At 62.3% G+C, this 25858-nt stretch carries 32 protein-coding genes; 15 read left to right on the top strand and 17 right to left on the bottom strand.

The window, feature by feature from the left end; genetic code table 11:
- The first annotated feature begins 2 nt into the window (after window positions 1-2).
- Window positions 3-587, top strand: coding sequence for a DUF6151 family protein (locus ACR0LZ_RS09870; protein WP_480749633.1), 585 nt, complete (start codon window positions 3-5; stop codon window positions 585-587).
- On the opposite strand, the gene ACR0LZ_RS09865 is transcribed toward ACR0LZ_RS09870, so the two are convergent.
- The 6 genes from ACR0LZ_RS09865 to ACR0LZ_RS09840 form a co-directional block, all read right to left on the bottom strand.
- Entirely contained in the window at window positions 578-1285 is a 708-nt protein-coding gene (locus ACR0LZ_RS09865; RefSeq protein WP_480749632.1) for an alpha/beta fold hydrolase, read from the bottom strand. The genes ACR0LZ_RS09870 and ACR0LZ_RS09865 overlap by 10 nt on opposite strands.
- Window positions 1286-1368: 83 nt before the next feature.
- Window positions 1369-1983 (bottom strand): hypothetical protein, encoded by a 615-nt coding sequence (locus ACR0LZ_RS09860; protein ID WP_480749817.1) that lies wholly within the window; start codon window positions 1981-1983, stop codon window positions 1369-1371.
- A 17-nt stretch (window positions 1984-2000) separates the two neighbouring features.
- On the bottom strand, window positions 2001-2906 hold the full coding sequence (locus ACR0LZ_RS09855) for a hypothetical protein (protein ID WP_480749631.1): 906 nt from the start codon (window positions 2904-2906) through the stop codon (window positions 2001-2003).
- Entirely contained in the window at window positions 2906-3289 is a 384-nt protein-coding gene (locus ACR0LZ_RS09850; protein WP_480749630.1) for a VOC family protein, read from the bottom strand. Before ACR0LZ_RS09850 ends, ACR0LZ_RS09855 begins: the two co-directional genes overlap by 1 nt.
- A complete protein-coding gene (locus ACR0LZ_RS09845) occupies window positions 3289-4281 on the bottom strand; it encodes an alpha/beta hydrolase (RefSeq protein ID WP_480749629.1) in 993 nt (330 codons plus the stop codon). The genes ACR0LZ_RS09850 and ACR0LZ_RS09845 overlap by 1 nt, the downstream gene beginning before the upstream one ends.
- Window positions 4281-5030, bottom strand: coding sequence for an alpha/beta hydrolase (locus ACR0LZ_RS09840; RefSeq protein WP_480749628.1), 750 nt, complete (start codon window positions 5028-5030; stop codon window positions 4281-4283). Before ACR0LZ_RS09840 ends, ACR0LZ_RS09845 begins: the two co-directional genes overlap by 1 nt.
- A gap of 215 nt (window positions 5031-5245) precedes the next feature.
- Here ACR0LZ_RS09840 and thrS point away from each other — a divergent pair, with 215 nt between their 5' ends.
- The 5 genes from thrS to ACR0LZ_RS09815 all read left to right on the top strand — a co-directional run bounded on the left by thrS (window position 5246) and on the right by ACR0LZ_RS09815 (window position 9922).
- Window positions 5246-7204: a threonine--tRNA ligase gene (gene thrS, locus ACR0LZ_RS09835; protein WP_480749627.1), complete on the top strand. Its 1959-nt coding sequence runs from the start codon at window positions 5246-5248 to the stop codon at window positions 7202-7204.
- Between the two features lie 210 nt (window positions 7205-7414).
- Window positions 7415-7717, top strand: a complete 303-nt coding sequence (locus ACR0LZ_RS09830) for a BufA1 family periplasmic bufferin-type metallophore (protein ID WP_480599634.1) — start codon at window positions 7415-7417, stop codon at window positions 7715-7717.
- Between the two features lie 71 nt (window positions 7718-7788).
- Window positions 7789-8646, top strand: coding sequence for an MNIO family bufferin maturase (bufB, locus tag ACR0LZ_RS09825; RefSeq protein ID WP_480749626.1), 858 nt, complete (start codon window positions 7789-7791; stop codon window positions 8644-8646).
- Complete coding sequence (locus tag ACR0LZ_RS09820) at window positions 8643-9401, top strand: HvfC/BufC family peptide modification chaperone (protein WP_480749625.1); 759 nt, start codon at window positions 8643-8645, stop codon at window positions 9399-9401. The genes bufB and ACR0LZ_RS09820 overlap by 4 nt, the downstream gene beginning before the upstream one ends.
- Window positions 9401-9922: a DoxX family protein gene (locus tag ACR0LZ_RS09815; protein ID WP_480749624.1), complete on the top strand. Its 522-nt coding sequence runs from the start codon at window positions 9401-9403 to the stop codon at window positions 9920-9922. The genes ACR0LZ_RS09820 and ACR0LZ_RS09815 overlap by 1 nt, the downstream gene beginning before the upstream one ends.
- Before the next feature lie 3 nt (window positions 9923-9925).
- Here the strand turns inward: ACR0LZ_RS09815 and ACR0LZ_RS09810 are convergent, their stop codons facing one another.
- Window positions 9926-10294 (bottom strand): hypothetical protein, encoded by a 369-nt coding sequence (locus ACR0LZ_RS09810; RefSeq protein ID WP_480749623.1) that lies wholly within the window; start codon window positions 10292-10294, stop codon window positions 9926-9928.
- A 41-nt stretch (window positions 10295-10335) separates the two neighbouring features.
- Window positions 10336-10653 carry an ArsC/Spx/MgsR family protein gene (locus ACR0LZ_RS09805; RefSeq protein WP_480749622.1) on the bottom strand — a complete coding sequence of 106 codons (318 nt, stop codon included), beginning with the start codon at window positions 10651-10653 and terminating at the stop codon, window positions 10336-10338.
- 212 nt (window positions 10654-10865) lie between these two features.
- On the opposite strand from ACR0LZ_RS09805, the gene ACR0LZ_RS09800 reads away from it, so the two are divergent.
- A complete protein-coding gene (locus ACR0LZ_RS09800; protein WP_480749621.1) occupies window positions 10866-11072 on the top strand; it encodes a cold-shock protein in 207 nt (68 codons plus the stop codon).
- Between the two features lie 115 nt (window positions 11073-11187).
- Here the strand turns inward: ACR0LZ_RS09800 and thyX are convergent, their stop codons facing one another.
- A complete protein-coding gene (thyX, locus tag ACR0LZ_RS09795; RefSeq protein ID WP_480749620.1) occupies window positions 11188-12114 on the bottom strand; it encodes an FAD-dependent thymidylate synthase in 927 nt (308 codons plus the stop codon).
- A 195-nt stretch (window positions 12115-12309) separates the two neighbouring features.
- On the opposite strand from thyX, the gene ACR0LZ_RS09790 reads away from it, so the two are divergent.
- From ACR0LZ_RS09790 to ACR0LZ_RS09780, 3 genes are read left to right on the top strand one after another with little or no spacing between them, the layout of a single operon-like run.
- A complete protein-coding gene (locus tag ACR0LZ_RS09790) occupies window positions 12310-12738 on the top strand; it encodes a VOC family protein (RefSeq protein WP_480749619.1) in 429 nt (142 codons plus the stop codon).
- Entirely contained in the window at window positions 12735-13439 is a 705-nt protein-coding gene (locus ACR0LZ_RS09785) for a DUF1194 domain-containing protein (RefSeq protein ID WP_480749618.1), read from the top strand. The genes ACR0LZ_RS09790 and ACR0LZ_RS09785 overlap by 4 nt, the downstream gene beginning before the upstream one ends.
- Window positions 13436-14158 carry a DUF1194 domain-containing protein gene (locus tag ACR0LZ_RS09780; RefSeq protein WP_480749617.1) on the top strand — a complete coding sequence of 241 codons (723 nt, stop codon included), beginning with the start codon at window positions 13436-13438 and terminating at the stop codon, window positions 14156-14158. Before ACR0LZ_RS09785 ends, ACR0LZ_RS09780 begins: the two co-directional genes overlap by 4 nt.
- Here ACR0LZ_RS09780 and ACR0LZ_RS09775 read toward each other — a convergent pair.
- The 3 genes from ACR0LZ_RS09775 to ACR0LZ_RS09765 form a co-directional block, all read right to left on the bottom strand.
- Complete coding sequence (locus ACR0LZ_RS09775; protein WP_480749616.1) at window positions 14152-14649, bottom strand: MarR family winged helix-turn-helix transcriptional regulator; 498 nt, start codon at window positions 14647-14649, stop codon at window positions 14152-14154. The two genes, ACR0LZ_RS09780 and ACR0LZ_RS09775, sit on opposite strands and share 7 nt — an antisense overlap.
- A 76-nt stretch (window positions 14650-14725) precedes the next feature.
- Window positions 14726-14983: a succinate dehydrogenase assembly factor 2 gene (locus ACR0LZ_RS09770; protein WP_480749615.1), complete on the bottom strand. Its 258-nt coding sequence runs from the start codon at window positions 14981-14983 to the stop codon at window positions 14726-14728.
- The gene (locus ACR0LZ_RS09765) at window positions 14980-15372 is read right to left on the bottom strand and encodes a helix-turn-helix domain-containing protein (protein ID WP_480749614.1); all 393 of its coding nucleotides are present in this window, start codon (window positions 15370-15372) and stop codon (window positions 14980-14982) included. The genes ACR0LZ_RS09770 and ACR0LZ_RS09765 overlap by 4 nt, the downstream gene beginning before the upstream one ends.
- 90 nt (window positions 15373-15462) lie before the next feature.
- Between ACR0LZ_RS09765 and ACR0LZ_RS09760 the strand changes: the two genes are divergently transcribed.
- The 3 genes from ACR0LZ_RS09760 to ACR0LZ_RS09750 all read left to right on the top strand — a co-directional run bounded on the left by ACR0LZ_RS09760 (window position 15463) and on the right by ACR0LZ_RS09750 (window position 18518).
- Entirely contained in the window at window positions 15463-16665 is a 1203-nt protein-coding gene (locus ACR0LZ_RS09760; protein WP_480749613.1) for a pyridoxal phosphate-dependent aminotransferase, read from the top strand.
- A 16-nt stretch (window positions 16666-16681) separates the two neighbouring features.
- Window positions 16682-17077 carry a hypothetical protein gene (locus ACR0LZ_RS09755; protein ID WP_480749612.1) on the top strand — a complete coding sequence of 132 codons (396 nt, stop codon included), beginning with the start codon at window positions 16682-16684 and terminating at the stop codon, window positions 17075-17077.
- Between the two features lie 70 nt (window positions 17078-17147).
- A complete protein-coding gene (locus tag ACR0LZ_RS09750) occupies window positions 17148-18518 on the top strand; it encodes a dipeptidase (protein WP_480749610.1) in 1371 nt (456 codons plus the stop codon).
- On the opposite strand, the gene ACR0LZ_RS09745 is transcribed toward ACR0LZ_RS09750, so the two are convergent.
- Window positions 18485-19867, bottom strand: a complete 1383-nt coding sequence (locus ACR0LZ_RS09745) for an MATE family efflux transporter (protein ID WP_480749609.1) — start codon at window positions 19865-19867, stop codon at window positions 18485-18487. The two genes, ACR0LZ_RS09750 and ACR0LZ_RS09745, sit on opposite strands and share 34 nt — an antisense overlap.
- Window positions 19868-19983: 116 nt before the next feature.
- Here ACR0LZ_RS09745 and ACR0LZ_RS09740 point away from each other — a divergent pair, with 116 nt between their 5' ends.
- Window positions 19984-20622: a TIGR02453 family protein gene (locus tag ACR0LZ_RS09740; protein WP_480749608.1), complete on the top strand. Its 639-nt coding sequence runs from the start codon at window positions 19984-19986 to the stop codon at window positions 20620-20622.
- A 21-nt stretch (window positions 20623-20643) separates the two neighbouring features.
- Here ACR0LZ_RS09740 and ppk2 read toward each other — a convergent pair whose 3' ends face one another.
- A complete protein-coding gene (ppk2, locus tag ACR0LZ_RS09735; RefSeq protein WP_480749607.1) occupies window positions 20644-21570 on the bottom strand; it encodes a polyphosphate kinase 2 in 927 nt (308 codons plus the stop codon).
- A gap of 147 nt (window positions 21571-21717) precedes the next feature.
- Here ppk2 and ACR0LZ_RS09730 point away from each other — a divergent pair, with 147 nt between their 5' ends.
- On the top strand, window positions 21718-22596 hold the full coding sequence (locus tag ACR0LZ_RS09730) for an alpha/beta fold hydrolase (protein ID WP_480749816.1): 879 nt from the start codon (window positions 21718-21720) through the stop codon (window positions 22594-22596).
- Between the two features lie 102 nt (window positions 22597-22698).
- Here the strand turns inward: ACR0LZ_RS09730 and ACR0LZ_RS09725 are convergent, their stop codons facing one another.
- The 3 genes from ACR0LZ_RS09725 to ACR0LZ_RS09715 all read right to left on the bottom strand — a co-directional run bounded on the left by ACR0LZ_RS09725 (window position 22699) and on the right by ACR0LZ_RS09715 (window position 25700).
- Window positions 22699-23307, bottom strand: a complete 609-nt coding sequence (locus ACR0LZ_RS09725) for a carboxymuconolactone decarboxylase family protein (RefSeq protein ID WP_480749606.1) — start codon at window positions 23305-23307, stop codon at window positions 22699-22701.
- Between the two features lie 267 nt (window positions 23308-23574).
- Window positions 23575-24081, bottom strand: coding sequence for a hypothetical protein (locus ACR0LZ_RS09720; RefSeq protein WP_480749605.1), 507 nt, complete (start codon window positions 24079-24081; stop codon window positions 23575-23577).
- 95 nt (window positions 24082-24176) lie between these two features.
- Window positions 24177-25700: an amidohydrolase family protein gene (locus ACR0LZ_RS09715; RefSeq protein ID WP_480749604.1), complete on the bottom strand. Its 1524-nt coding sequence runs from the start codon at window positions 25698-25700 to the stop codon at window positions 24177-24179.
- Window positions 25701-25858: the final 158 nt, after the last annotated feature.

Genomic DNA, 25858 nt, shown 5'->3' with positions numbered 1-25858 from the left:
CCGTGCCGGTCCATGGCGGCACGCCGCTCTCTTTCGCCTGTACTTGCGGGAAGCTGACCGGCCATATCACTGCTGCTGGTGTGGCATCCGGCACCCGCGTCGCCTGCTTCTGCCCGGATTGTCGCGCGGCGGAACTTTATTTCGGGCAACCCGACCCGGCCCCCGGGCCGGTCGACATTTTCCAGCTCAGCCCGGATACCGTCGTGATCGACAGCGGCAAGGAACACCTCGCGCTTATGCAGCTGGGACCGAAAGGGTTGTATCGCTGGTACGCGCGCTGCTGCAACAGCCCCATTGGCAACACGATGAAGTCGCCCAAAATCCCGTTTGCCGGGATATGCGTCAAGCGCCTGAGCGAGCCCGAGCGTCTGGGGCCTGTCATCTCCAAAGGCTATGTTCTGGGTAACGACGGCGTTCGGCGGCACGAAAACCTGCGCCCCGCCCTTATGGCGGTCTTGCGCAGAGCGATCTCGGCCCGGCTGTCAGGCCGATGGCGCAAGACCCCGTTCTTCGACATCGCCACCGGACATCCCTCGGCCCGGCCCACGGTGCTGAGCAAAGAAGAACGCGCTGCCCTCTACCCCTGATGCGGCCTGCCCAGCCAGCGTTTCAGGGCGCCCGTCACCTTGTCCGGCGCCTCCATTGTTGGCAAGTGGCCCGCCTCTTCGATGATCGCCAGTTCCGCATGCGGAATCAGTTCCGACATGAACGTATGGCGCCTGACCGGCGTCAGCCCGTCATGCGCCCCGCACAGAACCAGCGTCGGCACCTTGATCTTGCACAACGTGCCCTGCTGGTCCGGTCGCCGCTGCAAGGCCCGCATCTGGCGCACGAATACCTCTGACCCCAGATCCATCGCCATCCTGTAGAACCGGTTCAGAACATCCATCCTGCGCGGCCCCGGCGCCAGAAACTCGGCCCGGAAGGTCTCGTGCATCACGTCTTCCAGCCGCCCGGCCTTGGCCCTAACCATCAGCGGCTCGCGCGATGCCGCGATCTGCGGTGTATCCGACAGGGCATCGGTATCCATCAGGCACAACCGCGACACCCTGTCCGGCGCGCGCCGAATGATTTCCATCGCGACAATCCCACCCATGCTGAGACCCGCCAGGGCGAACCGGCGCGGCAACTGGTCCAGCAACCCCGAGGCGATCTCTTCAACCCTTTCCCCTTGCGTGATCGCCCCGACCGTCACCGCCCGCTCGCGCGAGAAACACCGCAACTGTTCCTCGAAAAGGCGCGCATCGCACATCATTCCGGGCAGGAGAACCAAAGGCTCGACCATCTGAACCGTCCTTGCAAACAGCGCTTCACCTGGCGCATCCGGTCCCAGAATGAGACCTTGGCCGCGATCAGGCAAGCGGAACGTTACGGATAGCGAACGCCGCGAAACTCGGGGAAATCCGCGTATCGCGCGCGGCGCGATTCACGTGGCTCCTCCGGTTCCGCCCCTGGCGCCAGCAACCGCCCGCGCGGCGCGATATAGCTGTCGATGCGCCTGAGCGGTTTGGGCCGCCACACCAGATTGAAGGCACAGAGCTTGGGAAAGAACCAGATCTCGGAGTAATCCAGATGGTCATGCATCCACCATGCCAGATCGCGCCAGTCCCGCCCCTGCGCAAAACGGTCGGCAAACCAAGGGATCACCACCGAAGCTCCGGCGATGCGGGCATCTCCTTCGCCCCGGTCCCAGATATGGCATTCCAGCGGATGATCGTTGCGCGCGCAGTTCAGCCGGTTCTCGTTGCCGAACCGGTTGAGCGCCGCCGAGCGATAGCCCGACCGCACCGCCACCCGGCCAAAGGTTTCCTCCAGCGGGTCCATCAGCGCCTCACAAAACGCCCGCCCCGTCTCGATCGCCAGATCAGGATTGTCGGGAATGTTCTGCCGCTCGTGAAAATTCCCGATTTCGGAATACAGAAAATCCCGCATGAAAAAATGCCGCGACAAACGCACCCGGCCCAGCGTTTCAAGACTCCACATGCTGCCGGGTTTGCGCATCAGCCGATCCTTTCCCGTACCCTGGCCAGCATCTGGTGGACCAAAGGGTCATGAAAAAGCGGCAACAGTACATTTTCCTCGGGATGCCATCCCGTGTTCAGCCGCCATCGGGCATGGAACAAGTGTTCCGCCTCATGCACCTTCCGCATCGCCCATCCCCTAATGATCTCCTGTCGCAACGCATCTTTGTCCGGTGGCGGCGGGGTGTGACCATATTCCCGAGCCCTTGCGTCCTGCTTGGCCTGAACAGCAAGAAAACGGTTCAGTTCCGCCGCAATCTCCGCTTCCTGCGGCGGGGACGCAATCCGATGTATCGCATCGCGCACGTCCACTGGCATTGTTTCCAGACACCGCTCGACACCTGCCTGGAACTCCGGATCAGCAGGCACATCCATATCCCACGCACGCGGTTGCCTTCTCCACAACACTGGTCGCGCTGCATCTGTCCAGCGGCCATCACGGATCAACCCCAGCAAGTCCAAAATTTCCTGCGCCTCCGCCGACAAACGCGCCGGACCCAACCCATGCGCCGCCTGCACAGTCGGCGGCGCTGGCGGCCATGGGCAGGTCTCTCCAACTCTTGTCCAGACGATTCTCCCCGCTCTCATTGGTTTGGGCGGCAAAGGTGTGCCATCCCAACGAAGCCATGTGACCTCTTTTCGCTGATCTGCCGCAGCCAACACTGCAACCGCAATATCCTCCACCGGCGGCAAGACAGCAGGGGGTCTCGGCGTTTCCCGCAAGGATGCGCCCCAAGGTTGCTCATCCGCTTGCCCAAGAGCACAAATCAACATGCAACCGAACTGCCAAGCCGTCATGGCGTGATCATTCAGGCCGCGCTCGTCCCGTGGCACGCGCGCGGTCACATAGTCACAGACCTTCTTCATCCATATGATATCGCTCATCAAAACTCTTTCCATCGGAACTCACGCTTCGGCCCAAGCGCCAAGAACGGGTTGAACGCAACCTCCCAGATCGTGCCGTCGGGGATGTGCAAAAAGTCATGATGTCCGGCCCAGAACACATCCGAGGCGAATTTCAGAATGTCCGCGCCCGTCCCAAAGGCTTTGCTGAGCGTCATCGCCCCCTGTCCCAGTTCGGCTTTATCAACACCAATCTCATCAGCCAGCGTGGACAACGGATAGAGCCCCAGTGTCTGCCCGATCAGATCAAAGACTATGACACCATCCGAACTGTCGGACCGCTGCCAGCCCAATTGCTCATTAGATTTGGCGGCGGTTTCCGGATCCTCCACCCCGATCGTGGTCAGGCCGACCCGCCGCTCCATCACTCGATCCCCTGCTGCGTCAGCCAGTCCAAAATGCCGCTGACCGCCGCCTCGGTCTGGCCGGGTGACACCAGATCACCGGCAATCACGTGCGATGACGGGTCATCCCTTTCCCCCATCGTCACCAGATGCTCGGTCACCGCCCCGCCCCAGCGCCCTGCGATCTGATGCGTCATGTCGGGCCGCACCACCTGATCGTCGGGCGAATACCAGAACAAGGCCGGGATCGTTACCCCCGAGAAATCCAGCGCCACGACCGCCCTGACCAGCGCCGACATCGGCACCACCGCCTCCCAGGAATAATGCGTGGCCCAAAAGGTGTTGATGTCGGGATCAGGGTCCGGCGCGCCCCGCTCCCCTCCCATCACCAGCGGCAGCCACAGGCGCGCGCCCGGCAGGGTCGGCACCCAGGCCGCGCGGTCATTCACCCCGAAATTCGGCGATACGAAAACCAGCGCGGCAATGCCCTCGCTCATCTCCGCATCCACCGCCGCAGCCGCCGCCAGCGCGCCCCCGGTCGAGGTTGAGATCACCACCACCTTCTCCCCCACCGCCCGCGCCGCGGCCAGCGCCTCGGCGGTGTCGCGCAACCACCCCGATGCGGTGCCTTCGGCCATGGCGTCGCCGCCGCGCCCATGCCCTTGCAGACGCGTATAAACTAGGTTCGCCCCCAACGACTCTGCCACCCGATCGGGCACCGGGCGGATTTCCTCGGATGTGGCCGAAAACCCGTGAATGTACAGAACCGAATAGGGCGTACGCTGCTCCTCCGCGCCCGGTTGCCAGATCACCCGCTTTTCAACGCCCGGAGTGATGTCGTCAAACTGTGCCTCGACACTCTCGAAATAGACCTGCACCCCCTCGCCGAACTTGCGCGGATCAAACCGGGGGGACAGATCGACCTCTTCATACGGCCCGAACCACCACAGCACCCCTGCAGCGGCCAGCAGAACCAGCAAAAGGCGTCCCAGAAACTTCCCGAACGCCCGCATCACCCCGCTCCCATTACATCCAGCACCGCCGCCTCGATCAGACCCAGGCATGGGCCGTCCGAAAACCGGTGATCGGCATCCTTGACCAGCAGCAGGCGCATGTCCCCGCAGGTCGCATGGTCCAGCAGGCGGACTGCCGTTTCTGTCGACACCGCCGTGTCCGCCGTACCTTGCAGGCACCGTACCGGAAAAGGCAGATCCAGCCGCGTGCGCAGCACCAGCCGGTTGCGCCCATCCTCGATCATTCGCCGGGTGACCACGTAAGGCTCCATGTAATCCGACGGCAACTCCACCCGACCCGACGCAGCCAGGGCCGCTTTCTGCTCGTCGGTAAACGACGCCCACCAGCCATCCTCGGTGAAATCCGGCGCCGCCGCGATGGTGACCATCCCGGCAATCCGTCCGGGGCATGCCCGCGCCAGCAACAATGCCTGCCACCCTCCCATGGACGAGCCGACCACGATCAGCGGCCCATCGGTCAGCGCCGAAACCGCCGCCACCGTATCCTCGTGCCAATCGCCGATACAGCCTTCCTCGAAGTGACCCGAGCTTTCCCCGTGACCGGAATAGTCGAACCGCAGATAAGCCTGCCCGCGCGCCTTCGCCCAGGCCTCCAGATGCACTGCCTTGGTGCCCTCCATATCCGACTTGAGGCCCCCCAGGAAAACGATCACCGGCCCTGCCCCCTCAGTCTTGTGATAGGCCAGCCGCCGTCCCTGCTCCGTCTCCAGAAAATTCGTTGCCGTCATCAAACAGTCTCCTTCATCGCCCGCATCATGCACGCGGGTCCCGCAAGCGCAATCGCCCCTGCCTTCTTTCTGGTCCAAAATACCCCGGGGAGCGCTAGGGGCAGCGCCCCTCGCTCCCGCCCTTGACACAGGCACCGGCACCTGCCAAACGACCCGAACGCAAATAACCCGCAACCGGGCGTTCAGTGGGCGCCAAACCGACGAGGAGAGCCGATATGGCCCTGGACTCACAGTCAGTCTCCCTAACCTTTCCCGATGGCAATGCACGATCCTATGACGCAGGCGTCACGCCCGCGCAGGTCGCCGCCGACATTTCGACTTCGCTCGCGAAAAAGGCCATCTCGGCCACGGTGAACGGCCGGCACTGGGACCTGCAATGGCCCATCGAGACCGACGCCGACATCGCCATCCACACCCTCAAGGACGAGGCGCAGGCCAACGAGCTGATCCGCCACGACCTCGCCCATGTCATGGCGCGTGCGGTGCAGGAAATCTGGCCCGCAACCAAGGTCACCATTGGCCCCGTGATCGAGAACGGCTGGTATTACGATTTCGACCGGGCTGAGCCCTTCACTCCCGAAGACCTCGGCCTGATCGAAAAAAAGATGAAGGAAATCATCAACAAGCGCGACCCGGTCACCACCGAGATCTGGGACCGTGAGCGTGCGATCGAGTTCTACAAGGCCAATAACGAACCCTACAAGGTCGAGCTGATCGAGGCCATTCCCGGCACCGAGCCGCTGCGCATGTACTGGCACGGCCATTGGCAGGATCTCTGCCGTGGTCCGCACCTGCAGCATACCGGTCAGTTGCCGGGCGACGCCTTCAAGCTGATGTCCATTGCGGGCGCCTATTGGCGGGGCGACTCCAGCCGCGCCATGCTGCAGCGCATCTATGGCGTGGCCTTCACCGGCAAGGAAAAGCTCAAGGCGCATCTGCACATGCTGGAAGAGGCCGCAAAGCGCGACCATCGCAAACTGGGCCGCGAGATGGACCTGTTTCACATGCAGGAAGAGGCGCCGGGCCAGATCTTCTGGCACCCCAACGGCTGGACCATCTACACCCAGTTGCAGGACTACATGCGCCGCCAGCAGCGCCGCGGCGGCTATGTCGAGGTGAACACGCCGCAGGTCGTCGACCGCAAGCTGTGGGAACGCTCGGGCCACTGGGACAAGTATCAGGAAAACATGTTCATCGTCGAAGTCGACGAGGAACACGCCCGCGAAAAGGCCGTGAATGCCCTCAAGCCGATGAACTGCCCCTGCCATGTCGAGATCTTCAAGCAGGGCCTGAAATCCTATCGCGACCTGCCGCTGCGCATGGCCGAGTTCGGCTCGTGCAACCGCTACGAACCTTCAGGCGCGCTGCACGGCATCATGCGGGTGCGCGGATTCACGCAGGATGACGCCCATATCTTCTCGACCGAAGAGCAGATCGAGGCGGAAACCGCCGAGTTCATTCGCTTCCTCAGCGTGATCTACAAGGATCTGGGGTTCGAAGATTTCTCGGTGAAATTCTCCGACCGCCCCGAAACCCGCGCCGGATCGGATGCGGTCTGGGACAAGGCCGAGGCGGCGCTTCTGTCCGCCACCCGCGCTGCCGGAATCGAACCCGAACTGAACCCCGGCGAAGGCGCGTTTTATGGCCCCAAGCTGGAATTCGTGCTGACGGATGCCATCGGGCGCGACTGGCAATGCGGCACATTCCAGGTGGATTTCGTGTTGCCCGAACGGCTGGATGCAACCTATATCGGCGCCGATGGCGCCAAGCATCGCCCCGTCATGCTGCACCGCGCGACGCTGGGCTCGTTCGAGCGTTTCATCGGCATCCTGATCGAGGAACACGCCGGCAAGCTGCCCTTCTGGCTGGCCCCGCGCCAGGTCGTCGTCGCCTCGATCACCTCCGAGGCCGATGATTACGTGAACGAGGTCGTGGCCGGGCTGCAAAAGGCTGGCGTGCGCGCCGAGGCCGATATTCGCAACGAAAAGATCAACTACAAGGTTCGCGAACATTCGGTCGGCAAGGTCCCGGTCATTCTGGCCGTCGGACACCGCGAAGTCGAAGAGCGCACGGTCTCGGTCCGCCGCCTTGGCGAAAAACAGACAAGTGTTCAGTCACTTGAAGATGTAACAAAAGACCTGTCGCGGGCCGCAACGCCCCCCGATCTTCTGTAACATTCCCCGCCCTTCCGGTCTTTTTTTCGGGCCGGAAGGGCAATATAATTCATATTACCCTTAAAAAACAATATACTAGACTCAAAGCCGGCGTTACACTCGCTGACGGGGCTGTGAGACACGGGGTCGTGAATTTAACTGTGCGCACCCAGCCCCTACCTTTGTCAGTGTCACGAACAAACCAACCAAGTCATCAAGAGGAAAATCGAGATGTCGAACACCGCAAAAACCCTGGTCATCGCAAGCGCCGTTGCCGCCGCAATCTCCGGTGCAGCCACCACCGCAAGCGCGCAAGCCAAGGAAAAGTGCTATGGCGTTTCTCTGGCGGGTCAGAACGACTGCGCCGCGGGCCCCGGCACCACCTGCGCCGGAACTTCGACCGTTGACTATCAGGGCAACGCCTGGACTCTGGTCGACGCCGGCACCTGCGAAGGCATCGACCTGCCCGCACAGGCCGACGGCAGCGCCCGCAAAGGCTCGCTCGAAGCGCTGGACCGCGACCTGCCGGCATAAATCTACGCCGAACACCAAAGGGCGGGTATGGACAATGCTCGCCCTTTTCCAATCAGACAGGAGACGGGCTGATGTTGGATGATGCGCTCAGATCGAACCGCCTGCCGGCGGCGCCGGGCGTCGGGTACAAGCCCCAGCATTTTGCCCAGATCCTTGATGCGGCCGCCCCCGTGGCGTGGCTGGAAATTCATGCCGAGAACTACATGGGCGACGGTGGCCGCCCTTTGGCGCAACTGCGTCACCTGTCCGAACAATTCCCGATTTCGGTCCATGGTGTCGGCCTTTCCATCGGCGGTGAAGGCCCCCTGGACCCAGATCACCTGGCCCGCCTGAAACACCTCGTCGGCTGGCTCAACCCTGCCAGCTTTTCCGAGCATCTGGCCTGGTCCACCCATGACAGCCATTTCCTGAACGATCTACTGCCCTTGCCCTATACAGATGCGACGCTGGCGCGGGTCTGCGAACATATCGATCAGCTGCAAGAGACGGTCGGGCGCAAGATGCTGCTGGAAAACCCTTCCAGTTATCTGGCCTTTGATGAAAGCACCTGGACCGAACCGGATTTCCTGCGCGAGATCAGCCGGCGCACCGGTTGTGGCCTGTTGCTGGACGTCAACAACGTCTTTGTCTCGGCCACCAATCTCGACTTCTCGCCGCAGGGTTACATTGAAGCCTACCCGCTTGAACAGGTGGGCGAAATCCACCTCGGCGGCCATGACGAGGATCACGACGACCACGGCAGACCCCTGCTGATCGACAGCCACGGGCGCGAGGTGGTCGACCCGGTCTGGGCGCTGCTGGACTATGTGCTGGATCGGTCCGGGCCCAAACCCGTCCTGATCGAATGGGACACCGACGTACCCGACTGGCCGGTTCTGCGGGCCGAGGCCGAACGCGCACAAGCCGCGCTCGAACGGATACCGGCATGAGTGTCTCGCAAACCACTTTCCACGACGCGATCCTTGATGCCGCCCAACCGGTTCCCGAGGGCCTCAGCGATGCGCACAACCAGCCTGCGGGCCGCCGGTTCAGCGTTTATCGCAACAACGTGGCCGTGTCTCTGACCGAGGCGATGCACCAGGCCTTTCCCGTCATCGCCAAGCTTCTGGGCGCACAGAACATGGATGGGCTGGCGGGTATCTTCCTGCGCAGACATCCCCCCAGCTCGCCGCTGATGATGCATTATGGCAAGGCCTTCCCGGATTTCCTTGCAGGGATGGAGCAACTGTCGCATCTGGGCTACCTCCCCGATGTGGCGCGGCTGGAACTGGCGTTGCGCCGCTCCTACCACGCCGCCGACAGCACACCCATCCCGCCCGAGGCGCTTGCCATCGACACCGAGAAACTGCTGTCCGCACGGCTGACCTTCGCCCCGTCGATGGTCCTGCTCCGCTCTCCCTGGCCGGTGCACGATATCTGGCGCTTCAACACCCAAGACGGCGCCCCGAAACCGCAACCCGGCGCGCAGGACATCCTGATCACCCGCACCGAGTTCGACCCGGCCCCTCACTTGCTGCCGCCAGGTGGCGCGGACTGGATCGAGATGCTTATGGCCGGACACTCCATCGGCCAGGCCCATGAATACGCCCTGTCAAAGGCAGATGACTTTGATCTGGGCGCCACATTGACCCTGCTCCTGCAGGGCAACGCCATCGCTTCTTTGACTACCGAAAGGCTGACATGATGACTGCTGCACTGATTACCCTTCACAACAGTGTCTCTGGTAAGCTCGACCGCGCGTCGGACATGCTGACACCGACACTGGCGCGGATCGTTTTCGCCGCAGTCCTGCTGTTCTATTACTGGAATTCGGCCATGCTCAAGATCGACGGATCGATCTTTTCGCCCTCGGCGGGCGCCTTCGGCCAGATCTTCCCCAAAGCCGCCGAGGCGGTTCTTTATGACGTCACCCAGATGAACATCTTTCAGCGTCTCGTCATCTTTGCCGGTACGGTTGCCGAATTCGTCCTGCCTGCACTGGTCGTACTCGGCCTGCTGACCCGCCTGTCGGCCATCGGCATGATCGGCTTTATCTGGGTGCAGACCATCGTCGACGTCACCGGCCACGGCGTCAAGCTCGGCAGCCTGTTCGACAACACGGTGACGCTGATCGACCAGCGCGTGATGTGGACTTTCCTGTTGCTGGTTCTTGTGATCAAGGGCGCCGGTCCGCTCTCGCTTGACCGTGTGCTGCGCCTCTCCTGACGTCTAGAAATGCGCCTTGGGTTCGTCCGGCTTTCCAGCGGCGAGCCCAAGCACCCCGGCCAGACCGGCAAAAGCGATGGGAAACATCGTGAAGGCGTTGAAGCCAAAGGCGTGATACATCCCGCCCGCCGACAGCAACAACAACACCCCACCCCATAACGCCCGCGCCCGCGCCATGGCCCCGCCCGCGATGGCCAGCATCGGCGACAGGATCGAAACGGTCTGGATCAGGGTGACGTTCTGCACCTGCTCGGCCACGCCCTCGATCTCGCCGAACTGCTCGATCAGCGTGACATAGCCATAGCCGAAAAACCCGACAATCATGCCGATCAGTCCGGCGACGACACCCAGCACCATGGCGGCGTTTCGCATATCTTTCCTCCGGTTGCCTGGACCCGCAGATAATCAGCCGCTCAGGAAACGCCAAGGGCGGCGCGGGTTTTATCCGTCCAGCCCAGATATAACGCGCCGTCACTCTCGATCAGCGGCCGTTTCATCAGCGTCGGATGCGCCGCCAGCAATTCTGCAGGCGGTTTCGCGCGTTCGTTTTCGTCCAGCCCGCGCCAGGTCGTCGACCGGGTGTTGAGCAAAACATCGCCGAACTCCGCCAACGCCCGCGCCATGACTTCCGCTGGCACGCCGCCGGAGCGCACGTCAATAAATTCCATTTCCGGAATTGATTTCAATGCCTTACGGCACGTGTCACAGGTTTTGAGGCCATATAGCCGCATTTTTCCCCCAAAAACCGGGTTTGCTGAAAAAATAGACAATCCGGTTTTGACCGGAGTGTTGTTCTTGATTTTTTACAATGAGATGCAATTGTGAGAAAGGTGAAACCCGCCTTTTTTGCCGGTTTGTCTTTGCATTCCGGTAAGTTGACGGTGGGTGGACCGAACTCGCCCCAAATTCCGGGGCAACGACCAAGGAGAAGGAGACACGGGAAATGCCAACTGGCACCGTGAAGTGGTTTAATACAACCAAAGGCTATGGATTTATTGCGCCCGATGAAGGGGGCAAAGATGTGTTTGTTCATATCTCGGCCGTAGAACGATCGGGCCTGACAGGGCTCGCTGACAATCAGAAAGTTTCGTACGAGCTTCAGGACGGACGCGACGGCCGTCAGATGGCTTCTGATTTGAAAGCGTTGTAACGACCTTCCGCGCATCGCGCGGCGCGAACAGAAAAGGACAACGGCTGAATTGACGGCCGTTGACCATTCCCCAAAAACACCTCGATCCTCCGGACAGGCAACGCCCCGCCTCTGGTCAGGTCGGGTTGACCTGGTCGCCCCGGATGACGGCCTCGAACTCGCGCCATTCGCGGGCCGACAGGCCCGAGTTTTCCTGCGTGACGTCCTCGCCCTTCAGCATCCGGCGCAGGCTGTCGACCATCTGCGCCGACAGGTTGACCGCGCCCAGACGGTAATCCTCGAACGCCCTATAAGCGAACGGCACCCAGTCGGCCACGATCTGGCACATGGTTTCGGCATAGACCCGGATTTCATACTGCGCATGAGCATCCGCCCGCAAACGCAGGAAATGGAACAGGTTGTGCAGGTCCACCTTCCAGTACCACTGGGTATAGACGTTGGCAGGCAGGTTCATCCGCGCCAGTTCGCGCGCCAGCCCCTGCTGGCCGTCCTGCCCGATCATCGCCTCGTAATTGTCATAGCAGCGGGCGCTGTCGGCCTTGAGAATCTCCAGCACACGCGCCGCCTCTTCGCCCTGCAATGTGTCGCCCCGGCCCTGGTTGTTGACCTCGGACTGCGCCGCAACATGCTCGGGCGCGGGGATATAGAACTCGCGGTCCAGAATCGAATAGCGCGCCGAATACTCGTTCACGTTGGCGGTGCGGTGGCGGATCCACTGCCGCGCAACAAAGACGGGAAGTTTGACATGCAGCTTGATCTCGCACATCTCGAACGGCGTCGAGTGCCAGTGCCGCATCAGGTACCGGATCAGCCCTTCGTCATTCTGCACCGACTTGGTGCCCTTTCCGTACGACACCCGTGCGGCCTGACAGATCGCGGCATCATCGCCCATATAGTCGATGACCCGGACAAAACCGTGATCCAGAACCGGATGCGCGGAATACAACCGCTCTTCCATTCCCGGTGCGACCACCCGGCGGGTCGGCTGCGTCTGCGCGCGCTGCGCCTCGATCTCGGACAGTTGATCTGGGGAAAGCGGCATCGACACGTCCTTTCGTGAAATGAGTCGCCCACCACTATATATCGATATCCCACCCCCCGGAAAGGCGACATAAGGTACAATCGCCCGGGAAATTTACCGCACGATCTTTTTGAGTTTCCCGCGCCCGAACCCTCGACTAACGGGCGTGACGCGCTAAGCTTGGACGCGATGACTTTCTGACAAAGGATGACCGCGATGGCGCTGACCTATCTGCACACCATGGTGCGCGTGAAGGATCTGGAAAAATCCATGGCCTTCTACGAATTGCTCGGCCTGAAGGAGACCCGGAGATATGAAAACGAGAACGGGCGTTTCACGCTGGTCTTCATGGCGCCGCCGGGCCAGGAAGACGCCCCGATCGAGCTGACCTACAACTGGGATGGCGACGACGCCCTGCCCAGCGACAGCCGCCATTTCGGGCATCTGGCCTATGGCGTCGATGACATCTATGCCGCCTGCCAGCACCTGCAGGATAACGGCGTGACCATCAACCGCCCGCCCCGCGACGGGCGCATGGCCTTTGTCCGCTCGCCGGACAATATCTCGGTCGAACTGCTGCAGAACGGTACGGCTCTTGACCCGGCCGAGCCGTGGGTCAGCATGGAAAACACGGGACACTGGTGATCCGCTGGCTGGCGATACTGGGGTTTGCCTTGCTGGCAAGCCCTCTCAGGGCGCAGGATTGTCGCCTTGCGCTGGTGCTGGCGATTGACGTGTCCTCCTCGGTTGACGAGGCCGAATATGCCCTGCAACGCAACGGGCTGGCCGCCGCCCTGCTCGCGCCCGAGGTCGAACATGCGTTTCTCTCGGCCCCGCTGCCGGTGGCGCTTGCCGTCTTTGAATGGAACGGGCGGTTCAACCAGCGCGTGTTGCTGGACTGGCGGATCGTCCGAGGCGCCGAAGACCTTTATGCCGCCTCGTCCATACTTGCCGCGTCGGAAAGGACCGGGGGCATCTTCCCAACCGCGATGGGACATGCCCTCAGCTTCGGCGCGGTCCTGTTGCAGCGGGCGCCGAAATGCCAGCGCCAGACCATCGACGTGTCAGGCGACGGGATCAACAATGACGGCTACGGCCCGACCGAAGCCTATCGGCATTTCCCGTTCCAGAATGTCGTGGTCAACGGCCTCGTCATCATGAGCGGCGCTTACGAGGCGGCAACCGAACTGATCCCCTTCTATCGTGAAAACGTGCTCAAGGGGCCTTCCGCCTTTCTGGAAATCGCCAACGGGTTCGACGATTTCGAAAGGGCCATGCGGCGCAAGCTCGAGCGCGAGGTGTCCGGCCTGATCGTCAGCCAGGCAAACTTAGGGGTTGCCGAGTGATCCTGCGCGTCGCCGCCTGCCTTTTCATGTTGCTGACCTCGCAGGCCACCGCGCAATGCCGGCAGGCGCTGGCGCTCGGCCTCGACGTGTCCGGTTCGGTCGACAGCCGCGAATACCGGCTGCAACTCGACGGGCTGGCCCGGGCGTTGCAGCATCCCCGCGTGACGCAAGCCCTGCTGTCACACCCGTCGGCCCCGGTGCGCCTGGCCATCTATGAATGGAGCGAGGCCGGCCATCAACGCCTGCTGCAGGGCTGGACCGATATCATCAGCGCCGATGATCTGGCGCGCATCACTGCAACCCTTGCCGCAACCCGCCGCGCACCCGCCCCCAGCGGCACGGCGGTCGGCGCGGCCATGCTGTTCGGCGCCGACCTGCTGGCACAGCAGGAAGCATGCTGGAAACGCACGCTGGACCTGTCCGGAGACGGGAAACACAATATCGGCCCCCACCCGCGCGAGGTGAAAGACGGCCTTGCCGATGCAAATCTGACCATCAATGGTCTGGTCATCGGCGCCGACGACCCCGATATCGACGACAAGCGGCTGTTGCAGGTCGGTGAACTGATCGCCTATTACGAGGCTTGGGTCATTCTGGGCCCGGATGCCTTTGTCGAATCCGCCCTGGGGTTCGAGGATTTCGAGGCCACCATGGCCCGCAAGCTCATGCGCGAACTCCAAGGTCTGACCCTGTCGTCGCTCCGGCCCGGGGATCAATAAATATACCGGATCTGATCCGTCCAGTACCGCTCGACCCGGCGCAGGGACGAGGTGATGTTTTCCACACCATCCGCCCCCAGAACGCCTTTGGATTGCAACCCCTCGGCATGCCTTGCAAAAAGCTCCGACACGATATCACGGATGTTGCGCCCCTTCTGTGTCAGCCTGACCCGGACCGAGCGCCGGTCGATCTCGCACCGCTGGTGGTGCATGTATCCCATTTCGACCAGCTTCTTCAGGTTATAGCTGACATTGCTGCCCTGATAGTAGCCGCGGCTTTTCAATTCGCCCGCCGTCACTTCGTGATCGCCGATATTGAACAGAAGCAGCGCCTGTACCGCGTTGATCTCCAGAATCCCGACCCGCTCGAATTCGTCCTTGATCACGTCCAGAAGCAACCGGTGAAGCCGCTCGACCAGCGCCAGCGCCTCCAGATAGATGCCCATGAAGCTTTTGTGTTCCGATACGGTAAACTTTCTTTCGATACTCATCCCGTTCTCCGACTCGCCAAACTGCGCAAACAGGATGCACCGGCAAAGCCGAAGAATCGGTTAAGGTAAAATTTCGCTATTTTTGAAAGGTTTGCGCGATATCGCCGATCAATGCGCCATATTTCTCGGGCGCGGGCACCTGCCCCGTGACCCATTGATACAGGTCCTGATCGTTCTCATGCAGCAGCGCGTCGTACAGATCCAGCGCCACACCGTCCATCCCGGGCAGGTTGCGATCCGCATAGGCCGACAGGATCAGGTCCATCTCCTTGATCCCGCGCCGCATCGAGCGCATTTTCATCCGCCTGATGCGGTTCTCGCGCGTTTCGGTCATTCAACGGACCCCGCCAACTGACGCAGGCGTTTTTCCAGGCGCGCGGCGCGCTCGGCATTTTCCCGCATCGAGCCGCGCAACGCGCGCAGATCCGCCAGAACTTCCGCCAGATCAGACGAGGCATCGACCGGTTCGCCCGGCACATCCGCGCCCTCGCCTTCACCGGTCAAAAGCCACTTGATCGACACGTTCAACATGCCCGCCAGCATTGACAGCTTGTTGGCACGGGGTTCTGACACATCGTCCTCCCACCCCATGATCGTCGCCTTCTTGACCCCCAGCCGACGCGCCAGCTGCGTTTGCGTCATGCCCGCGGCTTCGCGCGCGCCTGCAACGCGGTCCCCAAAGGTAGCTGCATCCGGTCCGAACCAGTTGTTGTCATCGCTCATTGCATGCTCCTTTGCCGTTTCCATATCGCTTGATCCCAATTCGGGCGCACCCTATGACAGTCGCGCACAAGATACAAACCGAGGCCGCCCATGAGTTTCCTGTCTGCGACATTGTCTCGCGTCAAACCCTCGCCCACCATCGCGATGACGGCCAAGGCGGCCGAACTCAAGGCCGCCGGACGCGACGTGATCGGCCTCAGCGCGGGAGAGCCGGACTTCGACACACCGCAGAACATCAAGGACGCCGCCGTCGCCGCTATTGCCGCAGGCAAGACCAAATACACCGCCCCCGACGGGATCATCGAGCTGAAACAGGCGGTCTGCGCCAAGATGAAACGCGACCACGGGCTCGACTACACGCCCGCGCAGGTCTCGGTCGGAACCGGCGGCAAACAGACGCTTTACAACGCCCTCATGGCAACTCTGAACGACGGCGACGAGGTGATCATCCCCGCGCCCTACTGGGTCAGCTATCCCGATATGGTGCTGCTGGCGGGCGGCACGCCGGTGGTGGTCAGGACCACGCTGAAAAACCGCTTCAAGCTGACCGCCGAACAGCTTGAGGCAGCGATCACGCCGCGCACCAAGTGGTTCATCTTCAACTCGCCCTCGAACCCGACCGGCGCGGGCTATTCCCATGACGAACTCAAGGCACTCACGGATGTGCTGATGCGCCACCCGCATGTCTGGGTGATGAGCGACGACATGTACGAACACCTCGCCTATGACGGGTTCGAATTCTGCACTCCGGTACAGGTCGAACCGGGGCTATACGGCCGCACGCTCACCTGCAACGGGGTTTCCAAGGCCTATGCCATGACCGGCTGGCGCATCGGCTATGCCGCCGGCCCGGACGAACTGATCGCCGCCATGCGCAAGGTCCAGTCGCAGTCCACCTCGAACCCCTGCTCGGTCAGCCAGTGGGCGGCGGTCGAGGCGTTGAACGGCACCCAGGAATTTCTCGCCCCCAATAACCAGACCTTCAAACGCCGCCGCGATCTGGTGGTCTCGATGCTCGGCGAAATCGACGGCATCACCTGCCCCACACCCGAAGGCGCATTCTATGTCTATCCCTCCATCGCCGGTCTGATCGGCAAGACCACGCCCAAGGGCACCCGCATTGACAGTGACGAGGCCTTCGCCACCGCCCTGCTGGAAGAGGCCGACGTCGCTGTCGTCTTCGGCGCGGCCTTTGGCCTGTCGCCGAATTTCCGCGTCAGCTACGCCACCTCGGACACCGCCCTGACCGAAGCCTGCACCCGCATCCAGCGCTTTTGCGCATCCCTGACCTGACCGAAAGGCAACGGCGATGGACCTGCCCGAATACTACTTCCGTGTCCGCGAAAACGGCGCCTTCGTCTTTCGTCTGGACACCAACAACCGCCACCAGCGGATCGAGATGGACCAGATCGCCGTCGTCAACATCCGCAATGGCGAGATCAAGCCACACGGCCAGCGCACCCTGACGCCCGAGGACATGGCCGAAATCGAACGCTGGATGGCCGAACGCAAGGCGCTGCTCGCCCAGCGCGACATCGACGACATCCACCGAGCCGTGGATTACTTGAACCTCACGACACATTGGGCGCAATCCAAGGCAACGCCCGAACAGCTCGATCAGGTCACCGACGCCCTGCTGCTGGCGATGCACGACCTGCGCACGGTTCTGGTGCGCAAAAAGGCCGACCGTCTCAGCAAAGACTGACGCCCGGTTTCGATTGCCTCGCGCCTGCAATGCCGCCACTCTTCCGCGCAGGAAAACGGGAGTCGCGAAAATGCACTGGCAGGATTATCTCGACACGCATCAAAACCGGTTCGAACAGGAACTTCTGGACTTCGTGCGCATCCCCTCCGTCTCGGCAATGCCCGCGCATATGCCGGATGTGGAACGCGCCGCCAATTGGGTTGCGGACAGGCTGGGCAAAGCAGGGATCGAACATGTCGCGGTCCTGCCAACCACCGGCCACCCGGCGGTCTATGGCGACTGGATGCATGCCGGGGCCGACCGGCCCACGGTGTTGATCTATGGGCATTTCGACGTCCAGCCCGCCGACCCGTTCGAACTGTGGGACAGCCCGCCGTTTGACCCCCAGATCCGGCAGGGCTGTGTCTTTGGTCGCGGCGCCTCGGACGACAAGGGCGGCATGTTCATCCCCATCCTCGCCATCGAAGCATTGCTGGCCACCCAAAAACGCCTGCCGGTCAACGTGAAATTCCTCTTTGAAGGGCAGGAGGAGATCGGCTCGCCCGACATGCCCGACTTCATCAGGGCCGAGGCGCGCCGCCTGTCCTGCGACATGATCTTTTCCGCCGACGGGCTGCAATGGACGGCGGACGAGGCACAGCTTGTCATGGGCCTCAAGGGGCTGGTGGGGGTCGAGGTGATCGTCGACGGCCCCTCCGCCGATCTGCATTCCGGCCTGCATGGCGGCGGCGTCAACAACCCGCTGATGGCGCTCAGCCAGATCCTTGCGTCGATGAAGGACGCCGAAACCGGCCGTATCACCATCGACGGCTTCTACGACGACGTCGTGGATCTGACGGCCGAAGACCGCGCCCAGATCGCCCGCGTGCCTTTTGACGAAGCCGAATACCTCGCCGAAACCGGCGCGCCCGCGCCGTTCGGGGAAACCGGATACTCCGTCCGCGAACGCCTCTGGGCCAGACCCACGCTTGAACTCAACGGCCTGACCGGCGGCTATCAGGGCGATGGCAGCAAAACCGTCCTGCCCGCCCGCGCCAGCGCCAAGATCACCTGCCGGCTGGTCGCCAATCAGACACCGGAACAGATCGCCGAACTGATCCGCGCCCATGTCGCCCGCCACACGCCTCCGGGCGTCACCACGCGCATCGAACATCTGGCAGGCGACGCCGATCCTTTTCTCGTGCCGCGCGGCCATAACGCAACGCAGGTGGCCGGACAGGTCCTCGAAGAGGTCTATGGCGACAAACCGTTCATCACCCGGGTCGGCGGCTCGATCCCGATCATGACGTTGTTCCTGCGCGAATTGGGGGTGCACGGGGTCATGTTCGGCTTTTCCATCGGCGACGAGAAGCTGCACGCCCCGAACGAGTTCTTCCGCCTCGCCAATTTCCGCCGTGGCCAGACCGCCTATTGCCGGTTGCTGGAACGACTTGGCGGCTGATCCGGTCGCGGACCCACCTTGCGGATCACCCGGCCCCAGAACCGGGTCATCAGCATCACGCCTGCAAAGGCCAGCCCCACCACCAGCCCGGCCCAGACACCGATCCCCTCATAGCCATAGACAAAGCCCAGCAGGTATGATGCCGGAATGCCGATCACCCAATAGCTCAGCGCTGCCATCACCATCGGCACCGCCGTGTCCTGCGCCCCGCGCAACAGCCCCAGCGCCATCACCTGCGCCCCGTCGACCAGTTGGAACAGCGCCGCCATCGCCAGCAGCCCGACACCGATGGCCAGGATCTCGGGCCGCAACGGGTCGTCCGTTTCCAGAAACAGCGAAATCAGGGGCTTGGCGCAGGTCAGGAACAGGACGATCGCGATCAGCGATACGGCCAGCGACATGACGATCACCACTACCGCCCCGCGCGCCATACGCTTGCGATCCCGGCGGCCAAAGGCATTGCCTGCCCGGATCGTCGCCGCATTGCTCAGCCCCAGATGCACCATGAAGGTGGCCGAAGCCAGCTGAATGGCGATTCCATGCGCCGCCAGCGGCACCGCGCCCAGCCAGCCCATCATCATGGCCGAGGCCGCAAACAGGCTGACCTCGCTCAGGTTGGTCAGCCCGATCGGCACACCCAGCCGAAAAACCCGCGCGAACATCTCCCAGTCGGGCCGCCAGAACCGCTGGAACAGGCGATGTTCGGGCAACTCGTGCACGGCATAGACGATCACCGCAACCAGCGACACAAGCTGGGTCGTGACCGACGCGACCGCCGCCCCGATGATGCCCAGCTCCGGCGCGCCCCAGTTGCCGAAAATCAGCGCATAGTTGGTGAACGCATTCACCACCGCCGCGCCCACCGCGATCCACAGCACGATCTGGGTTCGCTCCAGCGCCGCCAGATAGGATTTCAGCGCCATGACCAGAAGCATCGGCATCAGGCCCCAGCCCGCCACCCGCAGATACTCCGCCGCCAGCGCCGCCACGCCCTCTTCCTGACCCAGCGCCAGCAGGATCGGATAGGACCACCACAACAGCGGCATCGCCAGCACGGTGAACAAGATCGACAGCCACAACCCCATGCGTGTCGCACGCCGGATGCTGGTTTCGTCCTCTTCCGCCGCTGCCGCCGCGACCATCGGCATCACCGCCCAGCCGAATCCGGCCCCCATCAGGAACAGGACAAAAAAGTAGCTTCCGGCCAGCGTCACCGCCGCCAGCGCCTCGACACTGTACCAGCCCAGCATGACGGTATCGGTCAACCCGATGGCGAACTGCGCCAGATGCCCGCCGATCAGCGGCAGCCCCAGAACGGCAATAGCGCGGGCATGCGCCCCAAATGTCATGGTCGTGCTCATCCGGTCAGGCTTATGACCGGCGGTCGCCACTTACAAGAGCCGACGAACGCCATACCCCTGATCCGTCCCACCTGCTAAACTGTGCAGGATGGAGGAACCGCCCCATGCCCGACCCTTTCGCAGACCTGATTCCCAAGGCCCGCGCCTTTCTTGGCGAACTGGCGCGCAACAACTCCCGCGACTGGTTCAACGACAACAAACTCTGGTTCGAGGCCGATCTGAAATCGCCCGCAACCCTGCTGCTGGATCAATTCGCGCAAACCATCGGGCCGGGCACGCACAGCAAGCTGTTCCGCCCGCAACGCGATATCCGCTTCTCCAAGGACAAGACCCCCTATCACACCCACCTGCACATGCTGTGGACCCTGCCGGGAACCTCGCCCGCGCTGGGCGTCTTCTTTGGCATCTCGCCTGAATATGTCAGCATCGGCGGCGGCGTCATGACATTCGACAAACCGGCGCTCGCCACCTGGCGCGAGCAGATGAGCGGCCCCATGGGGGATGAGATGTCACGACTTCTGGAAGGCTACCGGGCCAGGGGCTACCGCATCAGCGAGCCCGAACTCAGACGCGTCCCCGCCCCTTTCGATCAGGACCATCCCAACGCGAACGTGCTGCGTCGCAAATCCCTGACCGTCTGGAACGACCTGCCGCCCGCGGCGTACAACCGCCCGCTGGACGCGCTGCAGGACACCTATTCAGACCTCCGCCCCCTGCTGATTGCGCTGCAAGGGGCGTTCTGAACCCCGCCCTTCCGGATCGGATCACTTCACGCGCGCCTCCGGGTGTATCGCGGAGCCCAGAATGTGATCGGACTTGTGGATCACGTGATGCGCCTGCCCCACGATCAGCGGATCGGGTACTCCCACCAGCGCGTGATCCTTGCCCGGATAATCCAGCGTCGACAGGAAATGCCGCATGCAGTTCAGGCGCGCGCGTTTCTTGTCGTTCGACTTGACGATGGTCCAGGGCGCGTCCGCCGTGTCGGTATAAAAGAACATCGCCTCCTTCGCCTCGGTGTAGTCGTCCCACTTGTCGAGGCTCGCCTTGTCGATGGGCGACAGCTTCCACTGTTTCAAAGGGTCGGTCTCGCGAGACTTGAACCGGCGCATCTGCTCGTCGCGGGTGACCGAGAACCAGTATTTGTAGAACCGGATGCCCGAGCGCACCAGCATCCGCTCCAGCTCGGGCGTCTGCCGCATGAATTCCAGGTATTCGTTGGGCGTGCAGAATCCCATGACCCGCTCGACGCCCGCGCGGTTGTACCAGGACCGGTCATAGAACACCATTTCGCCAACCGTCGGCATCTCCTGCACATAGCGCTGGTAATACCACTGCCCCTTCTCCTCCCAGGTGGGCTTGTTCAGCGCCACCACGCGGGCCTGGCGCGGGTTCAGGTGCTCCATGAAACGCTTGATGGTGCCGCCCTTGCCCGCCGCATCCCGGCCCTCGAACAGCAACACGAACCGCTCGCCGGTCTCCTGAGCCCAATGCTGGACCTTTAGCAATTCGGCCTGCAGCTTGGCCTTTTCGGCCTCGTATTCGCGCCGGATCATCTTCTTCGAATACGGGTACTTGCCGCTTTCGAACGCCTGCCGCACCCGCTCCGCGCTGGGTTCCGCCTTGATCGCGTCGGGGTCCGCGCCATTCGGGCGCACTGCATTTTCTTCGGGCCGGGGCGCTGTCACCATCCGCTCGTTCTCCTTGTCTCCTCTGACTTATGAAAGACTAGCACAAACGCCAAAAACCCGCGTTGATCGGTGTCAAACACATGCATCTTTATCCAAAACTGGACCCCACAACGCATCGGATGCATGCTGCCCGCGAAAGGAACCGCGATGCAAAGCGAAACCGTCACCCTGAACGGCCATCCCTTCTTTCTGCGCAAATGGGGCGACCCAGCGCTGCCCCGGCTGCTGATGCTGCACGGGTTTCCCGAATATGGCGGCGCGTGGTCCGATCTCGCCCCCCATCTCGCGCACCGCTTCTTCTGCATCGCCCCCGACCAGCGCGGCTATGGCCAAAGCTGGACGCCCGACGGGGTCGAGAACTATGCCCTCTCGAAACTGGTTTCCGACATGGCCGCCCTGATCGGCCTGGTGGGCCAGCCCCTCACCGTTCTCGGCCACGATTGGGGTGCCTCAGTAGCCTATGGGCTGGCCATGTTCCGCCCCGACCTCGTTTCGCGGCTGATCGTCGCCAACGGCGTCCACCCGGTACCGTTCCAGCGCGCCATGGCCTCGGGCGGCGCGCAATCAGAGGCCTCGCAATATATCAACCGACTGCGCGCGCCCGATGCCGCCGATTGGCTCGCCGCCGACAATTACGCCAAACTCGAACAGTTCTTCCGTCACGGCATGGGGCTCGATTGGCTGACAGATGACCGGATGGCCGCCTGCCGCACCGAATGGGCGCGCCCGGGTCGGCTGAACGCCATGCTGAACTGGTACCGCGCCTCGCCCCTGCGCATCGCCGATCCCGGCCAGCCACTGACCGACCTGCCGGATCTGCCCACCGAACGGCTGCGTGTCACCTGCCCGCACCTGCTGATCTGGGGTCCCGACGACAAGGCGCTGCTGCCCGAAGCCACCCACGGGCTCGAAGATTTCGCCCCCGGTCTCACCCGCGTCGACATTCCCGGCGCGGACCACTGGCTGCACCACCAAAATCCCCAGGCGGTCGCCCGCGCCATCCTCGACTGGACCGCCCGAAACTGACCCCTGCTTCTTTCCGGTCTCAAATACCACGGCGAGCCACCATTGGTGCGCCATTGGTTTAAGCGTCAATGGCGGTGGGGCAGCGCCTCTCGCCCTCGCCCTTTACCGATGTCCCCAATCGTCGGGATCATCCGAGTTGTTCGGCGACAGCCCCAGAATGTCGCCCTCGGTCGAACAGCCCAGCCCCAGCACCGTCCGGTTCGCGTAAGAAAAATAGGCACAGACCTGGTTGATCTCCAGGATCTCGCCATCCTCCCACCCGGCCCGCCGCAGCGCCGCCACGTCCGCCTCGATCATCGCTTCGGGTGTCTCGGTCAGCTTGCGCGCATATCCCATCGCCGCAACCTGCGCCGCATCCAAAGGCGCCTCTTCCAGCCGCCGCGCCTCGATTGCCGCCCGGATCGCATCGCCCCGCGTCGCATCCCCCAACAGGCGCTGCAATCCCTGGAAATGATGCTCCACGCAATAGCCGCAGCCGTTGAGCGAACTGACCCAGACCCCCAGCGTTTCCAGAAACCACTTGGGCACCCGGTTGCCGGTGTGATGCAGTACGTTCTTGTACAGCTCCATATGCCCTTCCATCGAATGCGGCCTCAGTGAATGCGCCATCATGATGTTGTCCACGTTGTTCCCCGGCCCCGTCACCCGCTCATACAGCTTGCGCAACTTGCCCGTGGCCTGCTCGAACGGCACCGTCCTGATCCAACTCATCTGGTTTCACTTCCCTCTTGCTCGTCAAATCTCCCACAGCCTAGAGAGGATCCGCATACGCTTCGAGACCTAAAATTTGGCTGCCGACCCACCCATGGAAACGCATATAACCTGCCTGCCCCGGCAATCACGTACAGCGCGGGCGCAACAATTGCATAACGCATCGGGAAGCTCCAACCTGCCAGAAAGCCGCCGGCGGCATCGCCAACCATTAAGAAACGTACACTATTTCGATGAACATGCTGATGAATGCCGGGGTTATCCCCTTCAGATCATCGGATCATAAGCCCACTGCAACAGCGCCTGACGCTGGCGCGGACGGCAGAACAAATCGCCGGGATAGCAATTGGCAAGGATCTGGCCCCGGTGCCGCGCAAACGCCCGCCACCGCTTGATCTGAACCGCATCCACCTCGGGCAGACGCCGGCCCAGATAGTAACGGCAATACCATTGAAACCACCCGCGCGGGTCCGGCCCCACGATCCAGCCCTTTTCCCGCCAATGGCTCAGGGGCTGGCGGCTTTTCACCCCGAAATAATTGACCTTGGGGTCCGGTATGTCGCTGAACTTCGCGTTCTCGAACCAGTCGGGCGGAAACTCATCGCCGCAATCGGTACAGTATTTGCCTTCGAACACGCCCATTTCCAGCATCTGCCAGGGTGAATAATACGGCTCGAACCCCGGCGCGAAATCCGCGCCCATCGGGGCCTCCAGCACATAGCTGTACCCCGTCTGCATCTTGTCGTTGACGTCAATTCTTCGCTGTGACGGCACCTGCTCCTCCCGTTATCCGAACGAACTTATCAGCCCATGCATGGCCGACCGTTGTCGCGGTCGTCTCCAAAGTCGCTCTGAACTCCGGGCGGCGCTCATTCACCAGCCCGAATTGCTTGTCCGGGATGAACATCGGGAACCAACGCGCCGTCGCGGATCACCGGCTGCCCGTTCACGATCACATGCCGGAACCCTACCGAGGCGAGGCTGTTCGTGCCGGCTTCATAACCCGCCATTCCATTGACCTCATCCGGGTCAAAGATGGTGATGTCAGCAAAGGTCCCGGCCTGAATCCGGCCGCGTCTGGCCATCGACGGGGCAAATTGCTCAAGGAACTCCGCCTGCAGGAACGAGGTCTTGGCGATGATCTGCGGCATGGTGAGGCCACCATCGTCGATGGCGAGCCGAAGGTAGGTGCCGAATGTTCCGGCGCTGCGCGGATGACCATTGCCCGCCCCGAATGGTGCATCGAATGGCAGCGAATGCCCGTCGGCATCGACAAGGGGCATGCCGTCGCTGCCGATGATCACATCGGGATGCAGGACCGCGGCCAGCATGTCTTTCTCCTTGATATGCTCCATCACGAAAAACCCGTCGGGCCTTTCAGCGCGGTACCTGTTGAACGTCTCCTCGGTCAGCGTTTCCCCGGTTTCGACCCATGTCAGGTCGGAATAATCCATGCCCGTCCGTTCCTGCCAACCGGGCGACAGGATCTCGGCGGCAATGAAACTCGACCCTTTGACATAGGGAAACGCCTCGGCAAGGATTTCGCCTCCGTTCGCATTGGCCCGATCGATCATCGCCAGCGCGGCAGGCGTGTCGGACAGCGCATTGGTGGGCACATGATGCAACACCAGTGGCACATCATAGGTCATTGACAACGCGATGAATTCTTCCTGCCCCAGCAGACCGCTCGGGGCGATGTTGCTCAGATATCGGGGGTGGGTGGTCAAAAAACTGCCCTCATCCGCAGCCACGTCGGCCATTCGCAAAACGCCTTCGCTGCGCGCCGATGGATAATAGCCAACCATGACCCCGATACCGAGACCGCCTTCATGAATGCCGTTCCTCACAAGCGCGTCGATCTCGTCAAGCTGCGTATCGGTGGCCTTGTCGACAGACCAGCGGTTTCCTGTCTCTCCGGCCTTTTCAAGGGCGTGGGTCATCATCGGGCTGCCATGCGATTCCACCCCGTCCATCAACAGCAGCCGCGCCGAGGCGTGGCCTACGGACACACCGTAATTGGCCAGGGATACCCCGGACTTGGCATCGTAATAGACCGACACCGGCAGGGCCCCGGCCTCAAGATCCATCTGCGTCGTGCGGCCGTCAAAAATCGAAACCTTTTCACTGTACGGGTCCTGCCCATGCGCGTGAAAGTCGATGAAACCGGGCGCGGCAATCAGACCGCCAGCATCTATCTGGTCGGTCCCCGTGATCGGGTCCGGCGTGACGATGGCGATTTCATTGCCCCTGATGCCGATATTGCGCACCTGATCCAGCATTGTCTCGGGATCGACCACTCGGGCACCCGTTATCACCAGATCGTATCTCTCCTGCCCCGTGGCAGCGCCGGACACCATCCCAACGGCAACAGCCATGATCGCCATACGCAGCATTTTGTTCTCCTGTTTACGAAGACCTCAGACAATCTCGCCCGAAGTTCGGTCATCTTGCCTTGCCACTCTCCCAAGTCCCGGCCAAATCTTCAACGCGACATGATTTCTGCGCCGCCTCTTCGCAGACACGTACGGATCCACGCCAATCCAATTCCATG

Source organism: Ruegeria sp. CI1, assembly GCF_056536925.1.
Note: the sequence above shows the minus strand (reverse complement) of the source record. Positions and strands in the feature narration are given on the sequence as shown.

Coding starts and splice junctions, on each gene's coding strand:
- ACR0LZ_RS09830 (WP_480599634.1), top strand. CDS start 7,415: ATGTCGAACACCGCAAAAACCCTGGTCATCGCAAGCGCCGTTGCCGCC.
- ACR0LZ_RS09850 (WP_480749630.1), bottom strand. CDS start 3,289: ATGGAGCGGCGGGTCGGCCTGACCACGATCGGGGTGGAGGATCCGGAA.
- bufB (WP_480749626.1), top strand. CDS start 7,789: ATGTTGGATGATGCGCTCAGATCGAACCGCCTGCCGGCGGCGCCGGGC.
- ppk2 (WP_480749607.1), bottom strand. CDS start 21,570: ATGGTGACAGCGCCCCGGCCCGAAGAAAATGCAGTGCGCCCGAATGGC.
- thrS (WP_480749627.1), top strand. CDS start 5,246: ATGGCCCTGGACTCACAGTCAGTCTCCCTAACCTTTCCCGATGGCAAT.
- ACR0LZ_RS09865 (WP_480749632.1), bottom strand. CDS start 1,285: ATGGTCGAGCCTTTGGTTCTCCTGCCCGGAATGATGTGCGATGCGCGC.
- ACR0LZ_RS09860 (WP_480749817.1), bottom strand. CDS start 1,983: ATGTGGAGTCTTGAAACGCTGGGCCGGGTGCGTTTGTCGCGGCATTTT.
- ACR0LZ_RS09845 (WP_480749629.1), bottom strand. CDS start 4,281: ATGCGGGCGTTCGGGAAGTTTCTGGGACGCCTTTTGCTGGTTCTGCTG.
- ACR0LZ_RS09725 (WP_480749606.1), bottom strand. CDS start 23,307: ATGAGTTGGATCAGGACGGTGCCGTTCGAGCAGGCCACGGGCAAGTTG.
- ACR0LZ_RS09805 (WP_480749622.1), bottom strand. CDS start 10,653: ATGCGGCTATATGGCCTCAAAACCTGTGACACGTGCCGTAAGGCATTG.
- ACR0LZ_RS09840 (WP_480749628.1), bottom strand. CDS start 5,030: ATGACGGCAACGAATTTTCTGGAGACGGAGCAGGGACGGCGGCTGGCC.
- ACR0LZ_RS09745 (WP_480749609.1), bottom strand. CDS start 19,867: ATGACATTTGGGGCGCATGCCCGCGCTATTGCCGTTCTGGGGCTGCCG.
- ACR0LZ_RS09755 (WP_480749612.1), top strand. CDS start 16,682: ATGGACCTGCCCGAATACTACTTCCGTGTCCGCGAAAACGGCGCCTTC.
- ACR0LZ_RS09770 (WP_480749615.1), bottom strand. CDS start 14,983: ATGACCGAAACGCGCGAGAACCGCATCAGGCGGATGAAAATGCGCTCG.
- thyX (WP_480749620.1), bottom strand. CDS start 12,114: ATGCCGCTTTCCCCAGATCAACTGTCCGAGATCGAGGCGCAGCGCGCG.
- ACR0LZ_RS09730 (WP_480749816.1), top strand. CDS start 21,718: ATGCAAAGCGAAACCGTCACCCTGAACGGCCATCCCTTCTTTCTGCGC.
- ACR0LZ_RS09750 (WP_480749610.1), top strand. CDS start 17,148: ATGCACTGGCAGGATTATCTCGACACGCATCAAAACCGGTTCGAACAG.
- ACR0LZ_RS09775 (WP_480749616.1), bottom strand. CDS start 14,649: ATGAGTATCGAAAGAAAGTTTACCGTATCGGAACACAAAAGCTTCATG.
- ACR0LZ_RS09800 (WP_480749621.1), top strand. CDS start 10,866: ATGCCAACTGGCACCGTGAAGTGGTTTAATACAACCAAAGGCTATGGA.
- ACR0LZ_RS09810 (WP_480749623.1), bottom strand. CDS start 10,294: ATGCGAAACGCCGCCATGGTGCTGGGTGTCGTCGCCGGACTGATCGGC.
- ACR0LZ_RS09790 (WP_480749619.1), top strand. CDS start 12,310: ATGGCGCTGACCTATCTGCACACCATGGTGCGCGTGAAGGATCTGGAA.
- ACR0LZ_RS09765 (WP_480749614.1), bottom strand. CDS start 15,372: ATGAGCGATGACAACAACTGGTTCGGACCGGATGCAGCTACCTTTGGG.
- ACR0LZ_RS09855 (WP_480749631.1), bottom strand. CDS start 2,906: ATGAGCGATATCATATGGATGAAGAAGGTCTGTGACTATGTGACCGCG.
- ACR0LZ_RS09820 (WP_480749625.1), top strand. CDS start 8,643: ATGAGTGTCTCGCAAACCACTTTCCACGACGCGATCCTTGATGCCGCC.
- ACR0LZ_RS09715 (WP_480749604.1), bottom strand. CDS start 25,700: ATGCTGCGTATGGCGATCATGGCTGTTGCCGTTGGGATGGTGTCCGGC.
- ACR0LZ_RS09760 (WP_480749613.1), top strand. CDS start 15,463: ATGAGTTTCCTGTCTGCGACATTGTCTCGCGTCAAACCCTCGCCCACC.
- ACR0LZ_RS09815 (WP_480749624.1), top strand. CDS start 9,401: ATGACTGCTGCACTGATTACCCTTCACAACAGTGTCTCTGGTAAGCTC.
- ACR0LZ_RS09740 (WP_480749608.1), top strand. CDS start 19,984: ATGCCCGACCCTTTCGCAGACCTGATTCCCAAGGCCCGCGCCTTTCTT.